This is a genomic window from Streptomyces sp. NPDC028368 (assembly GCF_055565615.1).
The window spans coordinates 231,807-252,734 of record NZ_JBVHTY010000002.1 but is presented as its reverse complement, the minus strand read 5'-3'; the positions used below and the strand labels follow the sequence as shown (position 1 = coordinate 252,734).

The following is a 20,928-nucleotide window of genomic DNA, read 5'->3' as shown; positions in this document are numbered from 1 at the left end:
ACCATGAGCAAGGGAAACGCAGGCGGCATGCTCGGGGGGTGGGGGTCCCCCCGCGCCGTTCAGGCGTGGGGGAGCGCCCGCAACAAGCTCTCCCGCGGCGCGCTGCGCGGCGGCGGGAACGGCGGCCACGCCGCCGGAGGGCGCCCCGACCCGCAGGCGCAGCGGCGCGAGCTGCTGCGCAGACTCCAGGAGGGGCGAGGGGGCGCCGGGCGGTAGCGGGCCGCTCAGGCCCAGTCGTCGCCCCAGGACGCGTCCCGGGCGGCACGGTAATCGGCGCCGTGCCGCTTGGTGACGGTGGTGCGCCGCAGCCCCTCCTCCGCGGTGCACAGGTCCAACAGGACCTGGCCCTTGCGGAGTTGGGGCTTACGGACGATCCGGGCCGGGGCCGCGGACGCGTCGAGGGTGGTGGCCGCGACGTAGCTGAACTTCTCGTCCTCGTACGGCAGGGAGCCGCCCTTGACCTGGCGGTGCAGCGAGGAGCGGCTGACCCGCGCCGAGAAGTGGCACCAGTCCTCCCCGGGGACGATCGGGCAGGTGTCGCTGTGCGGGCATGGCGCGACGACCCGCAGGCCGGCCGCGATGAGCTGGTCGCGGGCCTCGCGGATGCGGAGGTAGCCGTCGGGTGTGCCCGGTTCGATCAGCACGACGGCGCGGGCGGCGGCCGCGGCCTCGACCACGGCGCGGCGGGCCTCGGGGCGCAGCTCGCCCAGGACGTAGGAGACGGTCACCAGGTCGGTGCCGTCCGGGACGGTCAGGCCCTCGCCGATGACCTGGCGCTGCCACCGGGTGTCGGGCAGGATCCCCGAGGCCAGCTCGCGGCCGAGGTCGAGGGCGGGCTGCGCCCAGTCCAGGACGGTGCTGCGGTGGCCTTCCCAGGTGGCCGCGGCGGCCCAGGTGGCGGCGCCGGTGCCGCCGCCGATGTCGACATGGGTGGCCGGGGACCAGTTGGGGACGCGGGCGGCGAAGGCGGTCAGCGCGGCCCGTACGGCCTCGAAGGTGGCGGGCATGCGGTAGGCGGCGTACGCGGCGACATCGGCGCGGTCCCGCAGCACCGGGGCGTCGGTGGGGGTGGTGCCCCGGTAGTTGGCGATCAGCCGGTCGACGGCCTGCGCGGCCTGCTTGGGCGGCAGGCCGTCGAGCAGGCCGGCCAGGGCGGCGCGCAGTTCCTCGTACATTCGGCCAAGTTTACGGGGCGGCCGCCCGCCCCCGGTCCGCTCAGCGGATGACCGCGCGGGCCAGGCAGGTGGCGGCGGCCGCGCGCGGGGCGCTGCCGCCGTTGCCGCGCCGGGGGTGGACGGTGTTGGCGAGGAGAACCAGAAAGGTGTCGGTGGCGCGATCGAGGACGAGGCTGGTGCCGGTGAAGCCGGTGTGCCCGGCCGCGCCCCGCCCCGCCAACTCCCCCATGAAATACGGCTGGTCGACGCCGAAGCCGAGGCCCGGGGGATCGAGCAGGGCGGCCACGGCCGCCGGCCCCAGGATGCGCGCGGAGCCGTACGCGCCGCCGCCCAGGAGCGCCCGGCACAGCACGGCCAGGTCCTGCGCGGTGGAGAAGAGGCCCGCGTGGCCCGCGACGCCGCCCAGCGCCCAGGCGTTCTCGTCGTGCACCACACCACGCAGCAGACCCCGGTCCACCTTGCCCCACGGCCGCCGCTGGTCCTCGGTCGCCGCCACGCCCGGCGGCGCCAGCGGCCCGTAGGAGGTACTGGTCATCCCGAGCGGGCGGGTGATGCCCTCCCGTACGAGGACGTCCAGGCCGCGCCCGGTGCACGACTCCAGGACCAGCTGCAGCGCGATGAGATTGAGGTCGGAGTAGCGGTAGGCGCCGCCGGGCGGTCCGGCCGGGGCGGCCGCCTCCGCCCACAGCAGCGCCAGCTGGGCGGCGCGGCCCGTGCGGTCGAAGAACGGCAGCTCGGGGCGCAGGCCCGAGGTGTGGGTGAGCAGCCGGCGGACGGTGCTGCCCGGCGCGAAAGCGGGCAGGTGGGCGTGCACCTCGTCGTCCAGGTCCAGGCGGCCGCACTCCACCTGCTGCATCGTGACGACGGCGGTGAAGAGCTTGGTGAGGGAGGCGAGGTCGAAGACCGTGCCGATGCGCATCGGTTCCCACAGGTCGCGGGGCAGGTCGAGGCCGCGGCAGCGCTCGGGGTCGTACGCGCGGTAGCGCACCGCCCAGCCCGTGGCGGCCTCGGCGGCGACGAGCGGGCCGCGGCCGGCCAGCACCACCGCGCCCGCGCACCAGGCGGGCCGTCCCTCGGGCAGCGCCCGCACGCCGTCCACCAGCCGGGCCGTCCACGCGGGGTCGAGGCCCGCCTGGGCCGGTGTGCCGTGTCGCAGTCGTGGTGCGTTCAGAGTGTGTTCCTCTCACCCGCCGTGCCCGGGTTGCTCTCCCCCCTACGCTGCCACGGGCGGCACATCCCCAGGAAGCTCACGAGCGCCAGAACGGCGCAGGAAAGCTGCACGACGGCCATCGGTACGGCGGTCCGCTCGCCCGCGATGCCCACCAGAGGGGAGGCGACGGAGCCGAGGAGGAACGTGGAGGTGCCCAGCAGCGCGGAGGCGGAGCCGGCCGCGTGCGGGGTGCGCAGCAGCGCCAGGGTGTTGGTGCTCGGCATGACCAGGCCCATCGCCGACATCAGGACGAAGAGCCCTGCGGCCATCGGCACCAGGCCGGCCTTGCCGAAGATCCCCGAGGACATCAGCAGCAGGCCCGCCGCGGCGAGGGCGACCAGCGTCAGGCCGATACCCAGCACCTTTTCGAAGCTGACCCGGCCGACCAGCAGCTTGCCGTTGATCTGGCCGACCAGGACCAGGCCGACCGAGTTGAGCCCGAACAGCAGGCTGAAGGTCTGCGGCGAGGCGCCGTAGATCTCCTGGACGACGAACGGCGAGGCGGAGATGTAGGCGAAGAGGGCCGCGAAGGCGAAGGCTCCGACGAGGAGGTAGCCGGAGAAGGAGCGGTCGGCGAGCAGATCGCGCATGGTGCGCAGGGCCTCGCCCAGGCCGCCGGAGTGGCGCCGGGCCGGCGGCAGGGTCTCGTCCAGCTTGCGCCACGTCAGGAGCGTGAGCAGCACGCCGACGACGGTCAGGACGACGAAGACGCCGCGCCAGTCGGTGATCCTCAGGATCTGGCCGCCGATCAGGGGTGCCACCACCGGGGCGACGCCCGAGATCAGCATCAGCGTGGAGAAGAACCGGGCCATCTCCACGCCGTCGTAGAGGTCGCGTACCACCGCCCGCGCGATGACGATGCCGGCCGCGCCCGCCAGGCCCTGCAACAGGCGGAAGGCGATGAGGATTTCGGCGTTCGTGGCGATGGCGCACAGCGCGGTGGCCAGGATGTAGATCACCATGCCGGCCAGCAGCGGGCGGCGGCGTCCCCACTTGTCGCTCATCGGGCCGACGATCATCTGGCCCAGGGCCATGCCCGCCAGACAGGTGGTGAGGGTCAGCTGCACGGTGGCGGCCGGGCTGCGCAGGGCGGCGGTGACCTGCGGCAGGGCCGGCAGATACATGTCCATGGAGAGCGGCGGGACCGCCGTGAGGCCGCCGAGGACGAGGGTCACCAGGAGGCTGGTGCGGCGGGACGCGGCCGGTGCTGCCGCCGCGCCCCGCTCGGCTATGGCGGGCTGGTCCTTGGTCTCGGCCGCGCTGGGGCCGGGCTCCGTCATGAGCGTCTCCATGGGTGGTTGATGGCTGCACCATGGTGGCACGCGCACGGCGGCGCCCGGCCGGTTCGGGCCCGTCCATTGGTCCTACGCCGGAGGTCCGGCCGGATGTACTGCCGGGCCTACGCCGGACATCCGACGTCCGACGTCCCACGTCCTCCCTCAGGCGGGCCTTCCGGGGGCGGGATGTCAGGCGGGCTTGAGACCCGGGTCGCCCGCCTCGGTGACGAACGAGGCGGCGGTCCGCACGGGCGCCCCGGGGGTGGTGACGGCAGACACGGTCCGGTAGTCACCGCGGGCGCTGTCCTGGCCGAGGGTGACGGTCACATAGCCGCGCCGCCCGTTGTAGAACTTCAGATGCGGGTTGGCGGCCATGTACGTGCCCCAGTTGGCGGGCTTGTCCGCACCGTCCTGGCCGCTGGCGATGGACGTGGTCACGAACTCCACGCCCGCGGTGCGCGAGGCGGGGTCCTTGAAGTCCTTCTTGATGTCGAAGGCGTAGTGGACGTGCACATCACCGGTGAGGACGACGAGGTTGTCCGCCCCGGCCGACTCCGCACCGGCCAGCACCCGCTCCCGGGACGCCGTATAGCCGTCCCAGCCGTCCATGCTCACCTTGTAGTCCGCACTGGTGGCACTGCGCCGTTCGGAGAAGGTGACCTGCTGCGGCAGCACGTTCCAGCGGGCGGTGGACGCGCGCCAGCCGTCGATCAGCCAGCGCTCCTGGGCCGCGCCGGTCAGGGTGCGCCGGGGGTCCTTCGACTCCGGGCCCGGCGCGTGCCAGCCGTCCCCGTAGGCCTGGTCGGAGCGGTACTGGCGGGTGTCGAGGATGTCGAACTGGGCGAGCCGGCCGTAGTGGACGCGGCGGTAGAGCTGGGCGTCGGAGCCCTTGGGCCGCTGCGGGCGGCGCAGCGGCTGGTTCTCCCAGTACGCGCGGTAGGCGGCGGCCCGGCGGACGAGGAATTCGGCGGGCGGGACGTTGTCCTCGCTGATGTCACCGGCGTAGTTGTTCTCCACCTCGTGGTCGTCCCAGGTGACGATGAAGGGGTGCGCGGCGTGGGCGGCCTGCAGGTCGGGGTCGGACTTGTAGAGGGCGTAGCGCAGCCGGTAGTCGTCCAGGGTGACCGTCTCGCGGTTGAAGAGCGCGGGCAGCGTGCGGTCGGTGTAGTTGCGGGCGCCGCCCACCGCGCTGACCGGGTACTCGTAGAGATAGTCGCCGAGGTGGAAGACGACGTCGAGGTCCTCCTCCGCGAGGTGCTTGTAGGCCGTGAAGTAGCCGTCGTGGTAGGCCTGGCAGGAGACCGCGGCGAGCTTCAGCTCGGAGATCCTGGCGCCGCGGGCGGGCGCGGTGCGGGTGCGGCCGACGGGGCTGATCCAGCTGCCGGCGCGGAAGCGGTAGTAGTAGACGCGGTCGGGGGCGAGGCCGGTGGGCTCGATGTGTACGGAGTGGTTGAACTCCGGGTGTGCATCGGCGCTGCCCTTGCCCGCGATCCGCTGGAACCGCTCGTCGTAGGCGACCTCCCAGCGGACCGTGACCCTGGCGCCGGGCATGCCGCCGCCCACGTCGTACGGGCGCGGGGCGAGCCGGGTCCACAGCACCACGGAGCCGGGCAGCGGGTCGCCGGAGGCCACGCCGAGGGTGAAGGGGTTCTCGCTGATCTTCCGGGCGTCGGCCTCCGCCGCGTAGGCGGCGCCGGTGCCGGGCAGGTTGGTCGCGAAGGCGAGCGCGGTGGCGGCGCCGGTGACGGTGAGAAAGCGACGGCGGCCGAAGTGCGCGGCGGCGGCCCTGATCTCCTGCTCGTGTGCCGGGGTCTGCTGCTGGTGCGCGGCGTGCTGAGTCATCTGCCCCTCCCCTGACGGTGGTTGTCACCAGTGATTGGAGGGGTCGGGCCTGGCGCGGCGCTTGCGCCGGCCCGACGCATACATGACAGCTGGATGACAATCCGCTGCGCCCGGCCGTTGCCGCGGCGCGGGGCTGTTCGGCCGCGGCCCTCGTAGGATTTCGGGCATGGCTGAACTGATGGTGCGCGACGGCACCTGGATCTTCGACGGCAACGCCGTACGCATCGTGCCGGGGCGCGAGCGCGGGGTGCACCGGCTGCGGCAGGACCTCGGCGAGGTCGCCGTGCCGCTGGCCGCGATAGCCTCGATCGCCTACGAACCGGCGCGCAAGGGCGGCCGGTTGCGGCTGCGGCTCCGGGACGGCGCGGACCCGCTGCTCCAGGTGACCGGCGGCGGACTGCCGGACGACGCCAACCCCTATCAGGTCGCCGTGGACCCCGCACGCGTCGATGTCGCCGAGTACCTGGTGGACGCGGTACGGCAGGCCCTGATGCTCGAGCAGATCCCCGACGGCCCCACCGACCGCTTCCTCCTGCCGGGGCCCTCCATACCGCTGTCGGCCGCCGGGGTGGACGGCCTCGCCACCTTCGACGGCGAACGGGTGCGCCTCGAGTGGCGCTGGAACACCAGCGAGCCCAAGCGGCAGTTCGGCCCCCGGGACTTCGCGCTCGCCGACCTGGAGGCGGTGGAGTGGCGGGCCGCCGCCGGCCTGGAGTCCGGCTATCTCCGCTTCCGGCCGCGCGGCGTCGTACCGCACCCCAGGCCGGAACACGACCCGAACTCCATCGAACTGTGGGGCTTCAAGAAGGAGAGCGGCACCACGGCCCTGCTGGCGGCGGCGGTGGCGGCGCGGCTGCCGCATCCGTCGGCGCCGGGCCGCACCTCGGCGCCGGCGCTCGCCCCGGCCGCTCCGGCCGCTCCGGCCGCTCTGGAGAAGCCCGCCGCGCCGCCGCCCGCCGACGACCACGACGCTCTGCTGCGGCGGCTGCGCGAACTGGGCGAACTGCGCCGCGACGGCGTCCTCACCGACGAGGAGTTCACCGCCGCCAAGGCCGCGGTCCTGGGGCGCTTCCACGCGGACGGCTGAGCCCGGCGCGGCCCCGGCCGGTCCGCTCCCCGTACGGCGTTTACGCTGCCGCCATGGCACAGAACACGAACGAGGCCGACGCGACGGACGAGAGGGACCGAGCGGAGACGGCACCGGCCAACGGCAAGGTGGCCGTGGTCACCGGCGCCGGTTCCGGCATCGGACGGGCGGTCGCAACGGAGCTGATCACCGCCGGCTGGCACGTGGTCCTGGCCGGGAGGCGCCCCGAGCCGCTGGACGAGATGTCCCGGCGGTTCGGCCACCTCGGCGCGGACGGCCCCACGGTCCTGCCGGTGCCCACCGATGTCACCCGCCCCGACGAGGTCGGCGCCCTCTTCGCCGCCGTCCGCGACCGCTTCGGCCGCGTGGACCTGCTCTTCAACAACGCGGGCACGTTCGGCAGGCCCCGCCCCGTGGAGCAGCTGTCGTACGACGACTGGCGCGCGGTCGTCGACGTCAACCTCACCGGCTCCTTCCTCTGCGCCCAGGCCGCGTTCCGCACCATGAAGGAGCAGGACCCGCAGGGCGGCCGGATCATCAACAACGGCTCGATCTCCGCGCATGTGCCGCGGCCGCACTCGATCGCCTACACCGCCACCAAGCACGCCATGACGGGTCTGACCAAGTCCCTCTCCCTGGACGGCCGTCCGTACCGGATCGCCTGCGGCCAGATCGACATCGGCAACGCCGCGACCGAGATGACCGGCCGGATGCAGACCGGCATCCTTCAGGCGAACGGCCAAACGGCGGTCGAGCCGGTGATGGACGCGGCGGATGTCGCCCGTACGGTGCTGCACATGGCCGAGCTGCCGCTGGAGGCGAATGTCCAGTTCGCGACGGTGATGGCGACCAACATGCCGTACATCGGGCGGGGCTGAAATCCTCACCGCCGAAGGGGAATAGCCGGGCGGGAGCGTCGCGTTCCCCCGACATGACAGAGGACAACGCCACCCAGGACAGCGCCCGGACCACCCCCGAGGTCCTGCGCTACACCGCTTTCTCGCAGGACCCCAAGGGCGGCAACCCCGCCGGCGTCGTACTGGACGCCACCGGCCTGGACGACGCCGCGCAACTGGCCATAGCGGCCGAGCTGGGCTATTCGGAGACGGCGTTCCTCACCGCACCGCCCGAGGGTCTGGGCGGCGCCCCGGGCCGCGCCTTCACCATCCGCTACTTCAGCCCGCTCGCCGAGGTGGCGTTCTGCGGCCATGCGACGGTCGCCACCGCCGTCGCCCTCGCCGAGCGCATCGGCCCCGGCGACCTGGTCTTCGCCACCCAGGCGGGCCCGGTCCCGGTCACCGTGCGGGAGGAGTCCGGCACCCTCCAGGCCACCCTCACCAGCGTCGAGCCCCACGTCACGGACGTCACCGACGCCGACCTCACCGAGGCCCTGGCCGCCCTCGGCTGGCCCGCCACCGACCTGGACCCGGCCCTGGCGCCCCGTATCGCCTTCGCCGGCAACAACCACCTGGTCCTCGCCGCCGCCACCCGCGCCCGCCTCGCCGAGCTCGACTACGACTTCGACCGCCTGGCCGCCCTGATGCACCGCCTCGACCTGACCACCCTCCAACTGGTCTGGCGCGAGTCGGAGTCGGTCTTCCACGTCCGTGACCCGTTCCCGGTCGGCGGCGTCGTCGAGGACCCGGCAACGGGCGCGGCGGCCGCCGCCTTCGGCGCGTACGCGAGGGAGCTGGGCCTGGTCACGGCACCGGCCACGCTCACCCTGCACCAGGGGCACGATCTGGGGCGGCCCGGTCTGCTGACGGTGGAGCTGCGGGCGGGCGATGCGCGCACGCATGTGAGGGGGACGGCTACGGTCATCCCTGATGCGTGACTGCGGGAACGGGAAAAAATAGTTCCGCGAACTGCCGTGAACGTGCCGCGAACCGCGAAACCTGCCGGGAACTTTCGTTGGCGGGAACTTTCGCGGAACGTAACGGGGAACGTAACGGGGAACTTTCACGGAACCCGGACGGGGAAATTAGTGAGCTCGTCGGTGAACTCAGTACTGAACTCAGTACACTTCGGCCAGTGAACTTGGTTCACCCTGGATAACGAAGGTTCGCGGAGCAGGAACTACTGTCACAGGCCCGCGCACAGAAGACGGACCCAGCTCCGGAGGCAAGCCGGAGCCAGGCCCGTCGTGCGTGTGAAGTCGGGTGGGTCCGGCCGATCATCTGGCGGCCGGACCTGCCTGACAGCAGTGTCCGTACCTGTCGGCCCACGCCTCCCGATCCCGCCCAGCCTGGGCTACCGCCTACAGCTGGTGCAAGATTCTCTCCACACACCCCGCAAGGGGACCGAGCGCGACCAGCAGCGCGACCGTCACCTCCGCCCACTGGGGCAGACGGCTCCGCTCGCGGCCCCGCCTCGCACGCCGACGCCTTGCCTTCATCCTTGACTCCCTTCACCTCGTACTGCTCCTCGCTCCGCGAGCGAGGCCCCCGGCCGTCCCGGCCGGCGAGCGGTGGAGAGGTGATGGCACATCAAGTGACGCCGATCATAACGCCGTTGGTGCCGGCGCCGGGCCGGGTTCGGCAAGCGCCCACGGCGCAGCCCCTTACCTCGCGCGCCCTCCGGTGACACCCTTCTTCATGCACATGCCAGTCAGCTGCGGCAGAAGGAGCGTCCCGCGTGAGCCGAACCAGGCGTCCTCCCGCAGACCGGCGGGCCGTGGACCGGCGGCGGCGCGCACGTCAAGACCACCGGCCGGGTGTTCTTCACCTACCAGGGCCGCCAGGCCTCCTGCTCCGGCGACGCCGTCACCAGCGCGAACAAGAGCACGGTGATCACGGCGGGGCACTGTGTGAAGCTGGACGGCGTCTGGCACACCAACTGGGTCTTCGTCCCCGGCTACCACGACGGCCAGGCCCCGTACGGCAAATGGGCGGCCGCCAAGAACCTCTACACCAAGGCCCAGTCGTCCTGACCGAGCAGCGCCGACGCCGCGAGCACGATCAGCAGCAGCACCCCGAACACCCATAGCGGCCGGGCACGGCGGACACCTTCCCGTATCCGGCCGCTGCGGCGCACCCGCCCGGACGCCGGCCGGGTGGCCCGCGGACGGTGCCACCCCACCGCCCTGCCGATCCGCCGCTTCCAGTAGACCAGCCGGTAGTAGTGCCTGAGCACCCTCGCCCCCGTACGTCCATTCGACTGAAACTCTCCTGAGAGTAGCGGCCGTACGGGAGCGAGGAGGCCGCGTCACGGGGCGGGGACCGTCATCCCAGGCCGGCCGACCGCAGGAGCTCCTTGCCCAGGCCGGCCGCGGCCGAGTGCTCGGCATCCCGCGCCGCCTTCCCCACCGCAGGCGTCGCCCTCCGCACCGCCGCACCGGCCGCCCTGCCCGCCGCGGGAACCGCCCCCTTCTCGGCCTTGGTGCCGACACGGCTCGCCAGGTCCGTCGCCTTCTGCGCGGCACCGTCCAGCGAGCCGCCCAGCTTGCGGGCCTGGATCACGGTCAGCCCGCCCAGGTCACGGGGCTTGGGCGAGTCGGCGGCCTGGGCGGCGGCCGGTCCCAGCGTCAAGGCGGCCGCGGCCAGGGCGGTTGCCGTAAGGACTCGTCGCATCAGGGCTCCTTCGGAAGGGGAGATGAGGGGCTCGGGTGCTGAGAACGACGGTCCGGCCCGCCCGGACACGAACCAGTGCACTCCAAAGGCGTTCCGCCACCCGCACAGCCCGGCGACCCACCACCCGACCAGCATTCGAACGGCACATCACATAAGAGCAAAGGCCCTCCGATGCGGCATCGGCGGCCCGATAAAATCCGCCGCGTGCCGTCGACGGGCGAGTTCTCCGCGGATGTCCACCAGCAACTCCGTTTCGCTGTGCTCGGCCCGCTCCAGGCCTGGCGCGGCGACGCGCAGGTGGATCTCGGGCCGGTTCGGGAACAGGCGCTGCTGACCGCGTTGTTGCTTCGAGCGGGTATGACGGTCAGTCGGCAGCAGCTGCTCGACGGGGTGTGGGGCGCGGAGCCCCCGGGCACGGGCGCCAAGGTGATCCCGGCCTATGTGCACCGGCTGCGCAGGCGCCTGGATGTCCGGGGAGAGGGATCGGCGGACTCCATGATCCTCACCGGCCGCGGCGGCTATCGCTTCGTCCCGCAGAACTCATGGGTGGACGTGACACGGTGGGAGGAGATCGTCGCCGAAGGGCGTTCGGCGAGGGACTCCGGACACCTCGACGCCGCGGTGGATGCGTGGTCCGGAGCACTGGAACTGTTCCGGGGCGAGCCCTTGGCCGGAATCCCCGGGCCCTTCGCGGAGGGCGAGCGCTTACGGCTGGCGGAGCACCGGCTCGTGCTGGTGCAGTACAAGCTGGACTGCCAGCTCCGGCTGGGACGGCACACCGAGGCGGTGGGCGAGCTGTTCGCCCTGACGGCGACGCACCCGTACAACGAGGCGCTGGCCGCCTTGCTGATGCGTGCCCTCCACGCCGGCAACCGGCAGGCCGATGCGCTGGACGTCTTCGCCACGGTGCGCCGCCGTCTGGTGCGCGAGCAGGGGGCGGAGCCGGGCGCCGAACTGCGACGGGTGCACGAGGCGGTCCTCCGTGGCGATGACGCCTTTTTCCCCGGCACCGCCGGGGAACAGAACCGGCCCACACAGCAGCTCAGGGCGCAGCCGGCCGAACCGCGGCATCCGGCTGCCGCTCGCCGGCAGCGCCGCGTACGCAATGAACTGCCTGTCGACATCGGCAACTTGACCGGCCGGGAGCGAGAGCTCGAACTGCTCGTCGCGCCCGCCGACGCACGGATGGTGACCGTCCGCGCGGTGGACGGCATGGCTGGGGTCGGCAAAACCGCCCTGGTGGTGCGCGCGGCGCGAACGCTGCGGGAGCAGTACCCCGACGGCTGCCTGTTCGTGGAGCTGCACGGGCACCGCGAAGACCGCAGGACGGTGGGACGGCAAGGAGTGCTGCGCCGGTTGCTGCGGGCGGTGGGCGCCGGCGAGGGGGAAGACTTCGAAGATCTCGACGAGTTGGCCGCATCCTGGCGGGCGGCGACCGCTCCCCTTCGGCTGCTCCTCGTGCTCGACGACGCCGCCGGCGCCGAGCAGGTGCGACCGCTGCTGCCCGCCGGTGCCGGCAGCATGGTGGTGGTGACGAGCCGGCAGCGCCTGACGGGATTGGACGCGGACCGCAGGATCTCGCTGACGCCTCTCGGCATCGACGAGGCGGCGGGACTGCTGGCCCGCATCGTGGGCGGCGAGGGGTCCGACCGCGAGCGTGCGGCCGTACGCGAGCTGGCCACGCTGTGCGATCGGCTTCCGCTGGCGCTGCGCATCGTCGGGGCTCGGATCCAGAACCGCCCGTTGTGGGCGGTGGAAGCCATGGCGGCGCGCCTGGCCGACGACGAGCACCGACTGGACGAGCTCGCCGTGGAGGACCGCAGCGTGGAGGCGGCGTTCCAGATCTCCTACGGTCAGCTTCCGGCCGCCGAGCGGCGTGCCTTCCGTGCCCTGGGCCAGTCGCCCACCGTGCAGGTCGACCGGCTGGCGCTGGCCGCCATGCTCGACTGGACGCCCGCCGCTGCGGAGCGTGCCCTGGGGGGCCTGGTCGACGCGAGTCTGGCGCAGCAGGTGACCGCCGACCGCTACCGGTTGCACGACCTGGTGGCGGTCTACGCCAGGCGTGTCGGGGCCGCGTGCCCCGACGAGGTCGCGGCGGCCCGGACCGGTGCCTTCCGGCTGTATGTGGCCGCCGCCCGCTGCGCCAGCGACTGGGGCGCCTCGGCCTTCCTGACCGGTCCGCAGGGCAGTGGGCCCTTCGCGGACTGGGAGGAGGCATCGGCCTGGCTGGACGCGGCGGGCGGTGAGCTGGTCGATGTGATCGGTCACGCGACGGCCGTGGGTCATCTCGACGATGCCTGCTGGATCGCCGAGGGCCTGGTCACCTACCTCACCCGGCAGGGCAGGTTCCACGAGTGCCGCACCGCACTGGAGATCCTGATGCCCCTGGTCGGGCGGGCCACCGACCGGCGGATGGTCTCCGCACTGCGCACCGGGCTGGGCGTCATGTACGGCCTGCGGGGCCGCTACCAGCAGGCCCGTACCTGGTTGACGGAAGCGCAGGACATCAGCCGCCGGGCCGGTGACCTGCACGAGCTGGCCAGAGCCGCGGCCGGTCTCGGGACCTTCGCCAATCTGGCGGGGCGCATAGCCGAGTCCATGACCCATTTCGCCGAAGTCGCCGCCCTGTCGGGGAAGTTGGACGACGACTGGCTCACGGGGGTGGTCATGACCCGCGTCGGCGACATACATCACCGGCTCGGCGAGCACGACAAGGCCTACGACTGCTACGCGGAGGCGATCGCCCTCGCCGAGAAGACCGGCAGTCCCAGGCTCTACGGCATGACACTGCTCCGCCTTGGGGTTCTCCAACTCGACCTCGGCCGGCACGCCGACGCCGTCGGCACACTGGGGAAGGCCGAGGACCTGGCCAGGCGCCTCGGGGATGCCCCCTTGCACTCCGCCGCCCTCGACAGACTGTCCACCGCCGAAGCGGGCCTGGGCAACCCGGAGGCGGCTGCCGCACTCCGCCGCCGGTCACGCGCGGTGCTGGGCGAGCAGACCGGTACCGAGTCGGAGATCGCGACTCGCCGTCGGCTGATCTGGCGCAACGTCGCGGCGGAAGACCTGGCCGGGACGCGCGATTTCTTCGAACGGGGCACCACCCTCCCCGATACCGACGTCGACCGCGCGAGAATCTCCCGCGCTCTGGACGGCATACGCCTCCGGCGCCGGCCGGGCGCCGGCGAGTGACAGCGGCTCGGGCGGCGCCGGCCCGGCCATCCGTGGCCGGGCCGACGTCTCCGCCCCGTCAGGAACCTACGAGGGGCTCCCGTCCGGAACCTACGAGGGGCTCCCGTCCGGATTCCTCCACCGGACCCCGTCGTCGCCGTCGTGGGCGATGGTCTGGGTCATGGCGTTACCAGCCATCGGGTAGTTCGGATGCAGGGTGAAATAGCCGATGACGTTCTGGATCGCGGTCGCGTCGCACACCCCGTCGCCGCGGATGCAGAACCGCTGGACCGGAACGCCCGGGAACTCCTCCGGCCCCGTGCCGGGTGAGGTGAATCCAAGGGCGCTCCAGCCCTTCGGCACACGAGCCCAAAAGCCGGTGCCGGGCTGCATCGGGTCGGCGTAGAGCATGCCGTTGACCTGCTCGCGCGGTATGCCGGTGTCGCCGTTGGCGATCTTCTGGAGCACCTGGTCCGCGGCCTGTGCGCCTTGGGAGTAGCCGACGATCGTAAGGCGTGCGTCCGGGTGGTCGCGGTGCGTCTCCTCGGCCTTGGCCAGCAGGTTCCGGTACCCCTCGGTCACGCTGTCGTCGTAGCTCGGCGCGCCCGGGTCCAGTTTGTCGCCTCGGCCGTTCTCCCACGGTCCGGCGCTCGCCGGGTAGCAGACCTGAATCCAACTGCCCTGCTGCAGCTGGTCGTTCGCGGCACGATAGGTGGTGGTGCACTCGGGCTCGTCCGCCGCGCCGGTCGTGCCGCCGAGCTCGAGGTAGTAGTGGTCGACGGAATCGGCCTGAGCGACGGTGGGGACCGCGACGCCGGTGGCCGCCGTCAGTGCCGCCGTTATGGCCGCGGTGCCAACGGCCCGTACCAGCCTGCCCTTTTTCGCCATTACCTGGCTTCCCCCTCGGGTCGTGACCTGCCCTGTAAGAACGGACCAGACGCTAGCCACGGCCGTTCACATCGCGATGACATCCCGATGACTGCGCCGGTAGCCGGGCCGATGCGCACCGCGGAGGGGGCTCAGCCGAGCGGTAGCGGAGGTGCGAGCGGCCGGGTGAGCGGCTGGGTGAGCGGCTGGGTGAGCGGGGCTGCCGGCCGGGCGGACGGCTTACCGGGCCGGCTCGGCCGGTCGGCCGCGGCGGGTGCGTCGATGCTGCACATCGCCTCGGAGGTGAACACCCCGGTCGCGGAGTCGATCGGGCCCGGCTTTACCCGGCCCTGCTCATCGAGCTGCTGGTACTTGGCGCGGTTGAGGCCGAACGTCATCTGGCGCTTGCCGTCCGGGCTGGAGTAGGTCACCGACTCGGCGCCCCATACCGCTCCGGTGTGCCCCCAGAACCGCCCGCACGACGTGTCGACCGCGCCTACGCCGAGCCCGTAGCGCATCAGGAGATTGCCCTGGGCGTCCTTGGCGTCGACGGTGGTCTGCATCTGGCGGAGTTCGGCGCGGGCGAGCAACTTGCCGGTCAGCAGCGCCCGGTAGAAGTCGTTCACATCCTCCATCGTCGAGATCAGCGCACCGGCGGTGCCGGCCCAGGACATGTCGTAGGTGCTGTAGTCACGGGCCGGGTCGATCAACCCGTAGAAGGACTCGTACATCTTGGAATGCGGGCCCGAAATACGGGCGGAGGCCGGGAAATAGGTGTGCTTCAGCCCGGCCTTACGGATGACGTTCCGGGTGATGTATTCCTGCGGATTCTGCCCGGTGACCTTCTGCAGCAGCATTCCGGCGATGACGTAATTGGTGTTGGAGTAGGACCACTTCTCGCCCGGCTTACCGGTCGGCTGTGCGCGCAGGCCGTAGCGGGCCAGTTCGTCCGGGTCGAAGTGACGGTAGCGGTTGGTGTCCAGGCTGTCGGTCTTGAGCTGAAGGAGGGAGGGAAAGGCGGAGGTGATGTAGTCGGCGATACCGCTGGTGTGGTTGAGCAGCATGCGTACGGTGATTTTCCGGCCGCGTTCGCCGGGGACGAGGTCCGGGAGGTAGCGGGCTATCGGCGCGTCCAGGTCGATCCGGCCCTTGCCGACCTCCTGGAGCACGGCGACCGAAGTGAACGCCTTGGTGATGCTGCCCATGCGGTGCTGCATTTCGGGGCGGACGGGGCGCTTGGTGGCGACGTCGGCGATACCGGCGGCGCCCCGCCACTCGTCCCGGCCGTTCCGCACGGCGGCATAGACGCCGTACATGCCGGCCGAGTGGATTGCCGCCAGCTTCTTGTCCAGGGCCTTGTGGTCGAGACGGCCCGGCCGGCTCGGGTGTTCCACCCGGTCCAGGACGGTGCGGGCGCTCGCCGCGGAATGGGGAGTGGAAGCGAAAGCGGAAAGGGACGGGATTGGCGACGTGGGGGTGGCGGCGGCAGCCCGGTCCGGCGCCGCCGCTGCCACGAGCGAGAGCAGAACGGCCGTGGTGGTACCGGCGATATATGCACGACGGCGGCGGTCGGGGTGGGTCAAAGGCATGGCGTCTCCCGTTACGTCATAGCCACAACGTGCCAATTGGCGGCTGAGAGCCATCCGTCAACTGCCAATTGCCCGTTGGTCTTTGCTGGTGATCTCGGTCTCCTCGATTCTCCCGACCGGCACCTGCGCGGCCCTCCTCCCCTGGAACGACCTTTCTCATCAGGACTGATGACATGTGTCATCTGTGCACGGTCCGGGAGTGTGCTTGCGAGGAGCACCGGTGCCAGGACATGTGCCGGGAGTGCGCGCACAGTTCATGACGAAGGTGGCCTGGAACAGCGGCGCGGTGTCGAGCAACTCCGGACCGAGCAGCGGCATGACCGCCGAACTCGTCCCGGAGAAAGGAGAAAGGGACACCGGAGAAAACCGGAGGGATTCTTCGGGGAGGGGTCGATCCGGCCGCGTCCCGTTCGTCACCGTCTGCGTGCCTCAACCCAGCTACGCGATCCGGTCCGCCTCCCGGATCGCCTCGAACGGGATCCCGGTGGCCTCGGCCGCCCTGTGGCGCTCCTCTCCCCCACCGCCACAGGATCGCCACGCCGCACTGAGAAACACCCGGAAACAGCCACGAAGAGCGCCTGTTGTGCCGCAGGGCCCCAGAAGCAAAGATGACCCCTGACCTGGTGTCTTGCCAGATCAGGGGCCCTCTGCCGGCTAGCCGGCGGACGAGTCGGCCTGTACGCCGGGTTCTGTCTCCCCCGGTCCTTGCGGGCCGAGGGGAGGCGGCCATCCATCTAGGGCTGTCGTTGCCGACAGCCTCGTGCGGTCTACCCGCGGACTCGGGCGGGCAGCCCTCGATCGTCCGCGCAGAGCCGTCGTCCCAGCCGGGATGGCGGCTCCTCTTGACCTTGCTCCGGGTGGGGTTTACCTAGCCCTCCGAGTCACCTCGGAGGCTGGTGGTCTCTTACACCACCGTTTCACCCTTACCGGGACCTTGCGGCCCCGGCGGTCTGTTTTCTGTGGCACTGTCCCGCGGGTCACCCCGGGTGGGCGTTACCCACCACCCTGCCCTGTGGAGCCCGGACGTTCCTCGGGAGAACCGTCAAGGTCCTCACGCGGCCGCCCGGCCGGCTCGTCCGCCGTGCCGCCCATGCTACCTGGCGGGACACCGCGCCTTGACCTTGCCGCAGCGGCAACGTTTCTACTGGCCGCATGAGGATCGGAGAACTCGCCGCGCTGGCGGGGATCAGCACCCGCACGGTGCGCCACTACCACCAGGTGGGCCTGCTGCCGGAGCCGGAGCGGCGGGCCAATGGCTATCGGGAGTACGGGATGCGCGATGCGGTGGTGCTCGCGCGGGTGCGGCGGCTGACGGAGCTGGGGCTCGGTCTGGAGGAGGTCAGGGATGTGCTGGCCGATGACGCCGGGCGGGAGCTGAGGGAGGTGCTCGTGGAGCTGGATGCGGATCTGGCGCGGCAGGAGGCGGAGATACGGGGCCGCCGGGCGCGGCTGGCGGCGCTGCTGCGGCGGGCAAAGGAGCACGGCGGGCTGCCGGAGGAGGGGCCCGTATCGGAGCAACTGGCGGAGCTGTTCGCGCGGATGGCCCGTACCTCGGCCGCACGCCCCGGCCCCGAGCCCGCGATGGCGGCGACCGAACGGGAGGTGCTGGCGCTGCTCGAGTCCACGGCCGGAGAGGGCGCGGGCAGGCGGATGGTGGAGCTGCTCGCGGAGGTGACGGCCGCGCCGGGGGCGATGGAGCGGACGTACGAGGTGTACGAGCTGCTCGACTCGCTGGCGCAGGCCGAGCCGGACGATCCGCGGGTGGCCCAGGCCGCGCGGGCGCTCGCCGACTGCATTCCGGACGCGGTGACAGCCGAGACGGGCGTGGCGGCGTGGGCGCGGGCGGCCGGGCCGTGCGCGGAGGCGGACGGCGGATTCCTGGCGGCGTACTACGCGCATTTCGCGCCCGCGCAGGCACGGGCCGTACGCGAGGCCATCCGGCTGGTCGCGGAGCGTGCCCGGGGAGCCGGCGCGGCGCGCTGCGCCTGCTGGCCGCCCATGAGGCCCGGTGGCTGGTGAGCCTGGGGTGCTGGGTGGCGCGGCGGCGGATCGGGGTGGCGGCGGGCGAGCGGGCCCTGCCGTACGCGGCGGGGCAGGCGGCGGTCGTCTACGCCCTGACGTTTGTGTGCGTGGTGGAGACGGTCGGGGTGAGCGTGCTGCTCGCGGACCATCCGGTGGCGCATGGCGTGATGCTGGCTGTCGATATCTACACGGTGCTGATGATGCTGGGGTTCCAGGCGGCGGCGGTCACCCGGCCGCATGTGCTCGGCGCGGACTCCCTCCGGCTGCGCGACGGCGCCCGCAGGGAGCTGCGGATACCCCTGGAGGCGATCGTCTCGGTGCGTCATGACCTGCGGTCCCCCAAAGACGGCGAGGGCAAGGACGGGGTGGCGGCCCTGGCGGTGGGCGGGCAGACGTCGGTGACCGTGGAGCTGGCCGAACCGGTCGTTGCCGTACGGATGCTGGGGCGGCGGGAGCGGGTGCGTACGGTGCGGTTCCATGCCGATGACGCGCGGGGCGCGGTGGCGGCCGTACGGGCGGCGGCGGCCGGACCGGCGGCGGTCAGGCAGGGGTGAAGCGGACCGGGCTGTGGCCCGGGTCGGCGGCGGTCAGGCGGACCTGGATGCGGTGGCCGAGGGGCAGGTCCGGGCCATCGGGGGCGGATTCGATGCGGCCGATGACCGCCGGGTCGTAGAGGTGGACGGTGCCCTGGGTCCGATCGTCCCGCTCGGTCTCGACCACCAGGGCGTCGAAGGTCTCGCCCACCCGGTCGCGGAGCAGCGCCGCCTCCACCAGGTCGACACAGGCCCGTTCGACCTGGTTGGCGTGCTGGGTGCCGGTCTCCATCTCGTGCGGCAGGGCGGCCAGCGCGCCGCGGACCCAGTCGGCCGGTGCGGCGCCGGCCGAGGCCGCCAGGCACAGTTCGGAGGTGTAGCGGTCGACGAGCCGTCTCAGCGGCGCGGTGGCGTGCGCGTACGGGGCGGCGACGGCGGCGTGCTGCGCGGCACCGGCGTCCGGGGCGGCGCCGTCGAAGGCGGTGTAGCCGGCGCCGCGCAGCAAGGTGGTGCACTCCTGGAGGAAGGCCGCGTGGGTGGCGCGGCGCGGGTCGAGGGTGCGGATGAGCGCGGCGTACGAGGTGTGGTGGGGCCAGTCGACGCCGAGGGCGCGGGCGGTCAGCCGCAGGCGGGCCACGGAACCGTCGGGGGCGATCGGCAGCGTACGCAGAATGCCGGTGCCGGAGGCGAGCATCAGCTCGGCCGCGGCCATTCCGGTGAGCAGGGAGATCTGCGCGTTCCAGCCCTCGGCCGGGAGCGGGGCACGGTAGGCGAGGGTGTAGCAGCCGTGGTGCTCGACGATCTGCTGCTCGGGGACGCTGAGGGAGATCGCGCCCCGGGCGACCTCCAGCTCCTCCCGGAGCAGGCCGATCTCGCGGAGCAGGGCGAGCGGTTCCTCGGCCGTCCTGTCGTCGATGACCCGCTGGACGCCGGCGTAGTCGAGCCGGGCGCGGGAGCGGACCATGGCGCGGCGTACGGAGGTGGTGGCCAGGGCGCCGTGCGTGTCGAGGTCGAGCTGCCACAGGACGGCCGGACGGTCCTGGTCGGGCAGGAGGCTGGCGGCGCCCTCGCTGAGGGTGTGCGGGTACAGCGGGACCCGTTCGTCGGGGAAGTAGAGGGTGGCCACGCGGTGGTGCGCCTCGGCGTCCAGGGCACCGCCCGGGGTCACGAAGGAGGCGACGTCGGCGATGGCGTAGTGGAGACGGAAGCCTCCGCCGGGCCGCCGGGACAGGAACATGGCCTGGTCGAGGTCGAGGGAGCCGGGCGGGTCGACGGTGAAGAGGGGGATGTCGGTGGCGTCCTCGAGGGTGTGCTCGGTCACCACTGCGCCGTCGGCGGCCGGGATGCGCGGGGCACGGGCGGCGCTGTCCGCCTCGGCCTGTGCCGTGGGCGGGAAGTGGTCCGGGATCTCCATCTTTGCGCGCAGGTCATGCAGCGCGGCGCGCAGCGGGGCCTCGGCAGCGTCGGTCACATGCATATGGCGACGGGGCATGGAACCGAGCGTATGGCGGGTGGGCGCTGCTGGCGCGGTGTGATCGTCCGCCCCGGGCCAGGGGTTTCCCGCCGGGGGCGCGGGTTCTCCGGCCGCCCGTCGCAGGCCCTACGCTTTCCCGGGGCCGCACCCCCGCCCGTACCGCCGTGAAGGAGAACACCGTGCTCGTGCTGTTGCCGCCGTCCGAAGGGAAGGCCGCGGGAGGTACTGGGGCGACGTTGGACGTGGGATCACTGTCGCTGACGGGGCTGACCGCATCGCGTGAGGCGGTACTGGAGGAGCTCGTCGAGCTGTGTGCGGCGGACGAGACCAAGGCCCAGGAGGTGCTCGGGCTCAGCGAGGGGCTGAAGGGCGAGATCGCCAAGAACGCCGGGTTGCGCACGGCGGGGACCCGGCCGGCCGGGGAGATCTACACCGGGGTGCTCTACGACGCCCTGGGGCTGGCCTCGCTGGACGCGCGGGCGCGGAAGGTGGCGGAGGAGTCGCTGCTGGTGTTCTCGGGGCTGTGGGGCGCCGTACGGATCGGCGACCGGATCCCGTCCTACCGCTGCTCGATGGGCGTGAAGCTGCCCGCGCTGGGTGCGCTGGGCGCGTACTGGCGGGCGCCGATGGCCGAGGTGATGCCCGAGGCGGCCGGGGACGGGCTGGTGCTCGATCTGCGGTCGGCGGCGTATGCGACGGCGTGGCGGCCCAAGGGCGAGGCGGCGGGGCGGACCGCCACGGTGCGGGTGCTGCAGTCGAAGATCGTGGACGGGGTGGAGAAGCGGTCGGTGGTCAGCCACTTCAACAAGGCGACCAAGGGGCGGCTGGTCCGGGACCTGCTGATGGCGGGTCTGCGGCCGCGGGATCCCGCGGAGCTGGTGGAGGCGCTGCGCGGGCTCGGTTACGTGGTGGAGGCCGAGGCCCCGGCCAAGGGCGGCAAGGCGTGGGGCGTCGACGTGATCGTGACGGAGTTGTAGGACGTCCCACGTCCCACCTCCCAGCACTGGGAGTCGGCCTCGGGCTCGGCCTCCGACCCGGACCCGCACTCGGCTTCGGCTTCGACTTCGGCTTCGGCTTCGGCTTCGGCTTCGGCTTCGGCTTCGGACCGAGCT

At 72.3% G+C, this 20,928-nt stretch carries 17 protein-coding genes, 1 other RNA gene and 1 pseudogene; 9 read left to right on the top strand and 10 right to left on the bottom strand.

Annotated features, from left to right (window positions below; all coding sequences use genetic code 11):
- The first annotated feature begins 3 nt into the window (after positions 1-3).
- The gene (locus ACZ4S3_RS04690) at positions 4-216 is read left to right on the top strand and encodes a DUF6243 family protein (RefSeq protein ID WP_467925648.1); all 213 of its coding nucleotides are present in this window, start codon (positions 4-6) and stop codon (positions 214-216) included.
- 8 nt (positions 217-224) lie between these two features.
- Here the strand turns inward: ACZ4S3_RS04690 and ACZ4S3_RS04685 are convergent, their stop codons facing one another.
- The 4 genes from ACZ4S3_RS04685 to ACZ4S3_RS04670 all read right to left on the bottom strand — a co-directional run bounded on the left by ACZ4S3_RS04685 (position 225) and on the right by ACZ4S3_RS04670 (position 5,504).
- Positions 225-1,175 carry a small ribosomal subunit Rsm22 family protein gene (locus ACZ4S3_RS04685; RefSeq protein ID WP_467925645.1) on the bottom strand — a complete coding sequence of 317 codons (951 nt, stop codon included), beginning with the start codon at positions 1,173-1,175 and terminating at the stop codon, positions 225-227.
- Between the two features lie 40 nt (positions 1,176-1,215).
- A complete protein-coding gene (locus tag ACZ4S3_RS04680; RefSeq protein WP_467927290.1) occupies positions 1,216-2,265 on the bottom strand; it encodes a serine hydrolase domain-containing protein in 1,050 nt (349 codons plus the stop codon).
- 77 nt (positions 2,266-2,342) lie between these two features.
- A complete protein-coding gene (locus tag ACZ4S3_RS04675; RefSeq protein WP_467925643.1) occupies positions 2,343-3,665 on the bottom strand; it encodes a multidrug effflux MFS transporter in 1,323 nt (440 codons plus the stop codon).
- A gap of 186 nt (positions 3,666-3,851) precedes the next feature.
- The gene (locus ACZ4S3_RS04670; protein ID WP_467925641.1) at positions 3,852-5,504 is read right to left on the bottom strand and encodes an alkaline phosphatase D family protein; all 1,653 of its coding nucleotides are present in this window, start codon (positions 5,502-5,504) and stop codon (positions 3,852-3,854) included.
- A 166-nt stretch (positions 5,505-5,670) separates the two neighbouring features.
- Here ACZ4S3_RS04670 and ACZ4S3_RS04665 point away from each other — a divergent pair, with 166 nt between their 5' ends.
- From ACZ4S3_RS04665 to ACZ4S3_RS04650, 4 genes and pseudogenes are all read left to right on the top strand, one after another.
- Complete coding sequence (locus ACZ4S3_RS04665; protein ID WP_467925639.1) at positions 5,671-6,591, top strand: DUF4429 domain-containing protein; 921 nt, start codon at positions 5,671-5,673, stop codon at positions 6,589-6,591.
- Between the two features lie 53 nt (positions 6,592-6,644).
- Positions 6,645-7,469: an SDR family oxidoreductase gene (locus ACZ4S3_RS04660; RefSeq protein WP_467925637.1), complete on the top strand. Its 825-nt coding sequence runs from the start codon at positions 6,645-6,647 to the stop codon at positions 7,467-7,469.
- A gap of 53 nt (positions 7,470-7,522) precedes the next feature.
- On the top strand, positions 7,523-8,425 hold the full coding sequence (locus ACZ4S3_RS04655) for a PhzF family phenazine biosynthesis protein (protein WP_467925635.1): 903 nt from the start codon (positions 7,523-7,525) through the stop codon (positions 8,423-8,425).
- A gap of 822 nt (positions 8,426-9,247) precedes the next feature.
- A pseudogene (locus ACZ4S3_RS04650) lies at positions 9,248-9,502 on the top strand (peptidase); the annotation flags it as partial.
- Here the strand turns inward: ACZ4S3_RS04650 and ACZ4S3_RS04645 are convergent.
- Together ACZ4S3_RS04645 and ACZ4S3_RS04640 are read right to left on the bottom strand one after the other, a co-directional pair.
- Positions 9,496-9,723: a hypothetical protein gene (locus tag ACZ4S3_RS04645; protein WP_467925633.1), complete on the bottom strand. Its 228-nt coding sequence runs from the start codon at positions 9,721-9,723 to the stop codon at positions 9,496-9,498. The pseudogene ACZ4S3_RS04650 and the gene ACZ4S3_RS04645 overlap by 7 nt on opposite strands.
- Positions 9,724-9,812: 89 nt before the next feature.
- Complete coding sequence (locus ACZ4S3_RS04640; RefSeq protein ID WP_467925632.1) at positions 9,813-10,160, bottom strand: ATP-binding protein; 348 nt, start codon at positions 10,158-10,160, stop codon at positions 9,813-9,815.
- 204 nt (positions 10,161-10,364) lie between these two features.
- On the opposite strand from ACZ4S3_RS04640, the gene ACZ4S3_RS04635 reads away from it, so the two are divergent.
- Positions 10,365-13,352 carry an AfsR/SARP family transcriptional regulator gene (locus ACZ4S3_RS04635; RefSeq protein WP_467925630.1) on the top strand — a complete coding sequence of 996 codons (2,988 nt, stop codon included), beginning with the start codon at positions 10,365-10,367 and terminating at the stop codon, positions 13,350-13,352.
- A gap of 90 nt (positions 13,353-13,442) precedes the next feature.
- On the opposite strand, the gene ACZ4S3_RS04630 is transcribed toward ACZ4S3_RS04635, so the two are convergent.
- From ACZ4S3_RS04630 to rnpB, 3 genes are all read right to left on the bottom strand, one after another.
- Positions 13,443-14,219, bottom strand: coding sequence for a PE-PPE domain-containing protein (locus ACZ4S3_RS04630; protein WP_467925628.1), 777 nt, complete (start codon positions 14,217-14,219; stop codon positions 13,443-13,445).
- A 131-nt stretch (positions 14,220-14,350) separates the two neighbouring features.
- Positions 14,351-15,787, bottom strand: a complete 1,437-nt coding sequence (locus ACZ4S3_RS04625; RefSeq protein ID WP_467925626.1) for a serine hydrolase domain-containing protein — start codon at positions 15,785-15,787, stop codon at positions 14,351-14,353.
- Positions 15,788-16,449: 662 nt separating this feature from the next.
- An RNA gene (rnpB, locus tag ACZ4S3_RS04620) (RNase P RNA component class A) lies at positions 16,450-16,862 on the bottom strand.
- Between the two features lie 77 nt (positions 16,863-16,939).
- Here rnpB and ACZ4S3_RS04615 point away from each other — a divergent pair.
- Together ACZ4S3_RS04615 and ACZ4S3_RS04610 are read left to right on the top strand one after the other, a co-directional pair.
- A complete protein-coding gene (locus ACZ4S3_RS04615) occupies positions 16,940-17,806 on the top strand; it encodes a MerR family transcriptional regulator (RefSeq protein WP_467925624.1) in 867 nt (288 codons plus the stop codon).
- The gene (locus tag ACZ4S3_RS04610; RefSeq protein WP_467925622.1) at positions 17,803-18,363 is read left to right on the top strand and encodes a hypothetical protein; all 561 of its coding nucleotides are present in this window, start codon (positions 17,803-17,805) and stop codon (positions 18,361-18,363) included. Before ACZ4S3_RS04615 ends, ACZ4S3_RS04610 begins: the two co-directional genes overlap by 4 nt.
- Here ACZ4S3_RS04610 and ACZ4S3_RS04605 read toward each other — a convergent pair.
- On the bottom strand, positions 18,350-19,834 hold the full coding sequence (locus ACZ4S3_RS04605; RefSeq protein ID WP_467925620.1) for an RNB domain-containing ribonuclease: 1,485 nt from the start codon (positions 19,832-19,834) through the stop codon (positions 18,350-18,352). The two genes, ACZ4S3_RS04610 and ACZ4S3_RS04605, sit on opposite strands and share 14 nt — an antisense overlap.
- A gap of 161 nt (positions 19,835-19,995) precedes the next feature.
- Between ACZ4S3_RS04605 and yaaA the strand changes: the two genes are divergently transcribed.
- On the top strand, positions 19,996-20,793 hold the full coding sequence (gene yaaA / locus ACZ4S3_RS04600) for a peroxide stress protein YaaA (protein ID WP_467925618.1): 798 nt from the start codon (positions 19,996-19,998) through the stop codon (positions 20,791-20,793).
- Positions 20,794-20,928: the final 135 nt, after the last annotated feature.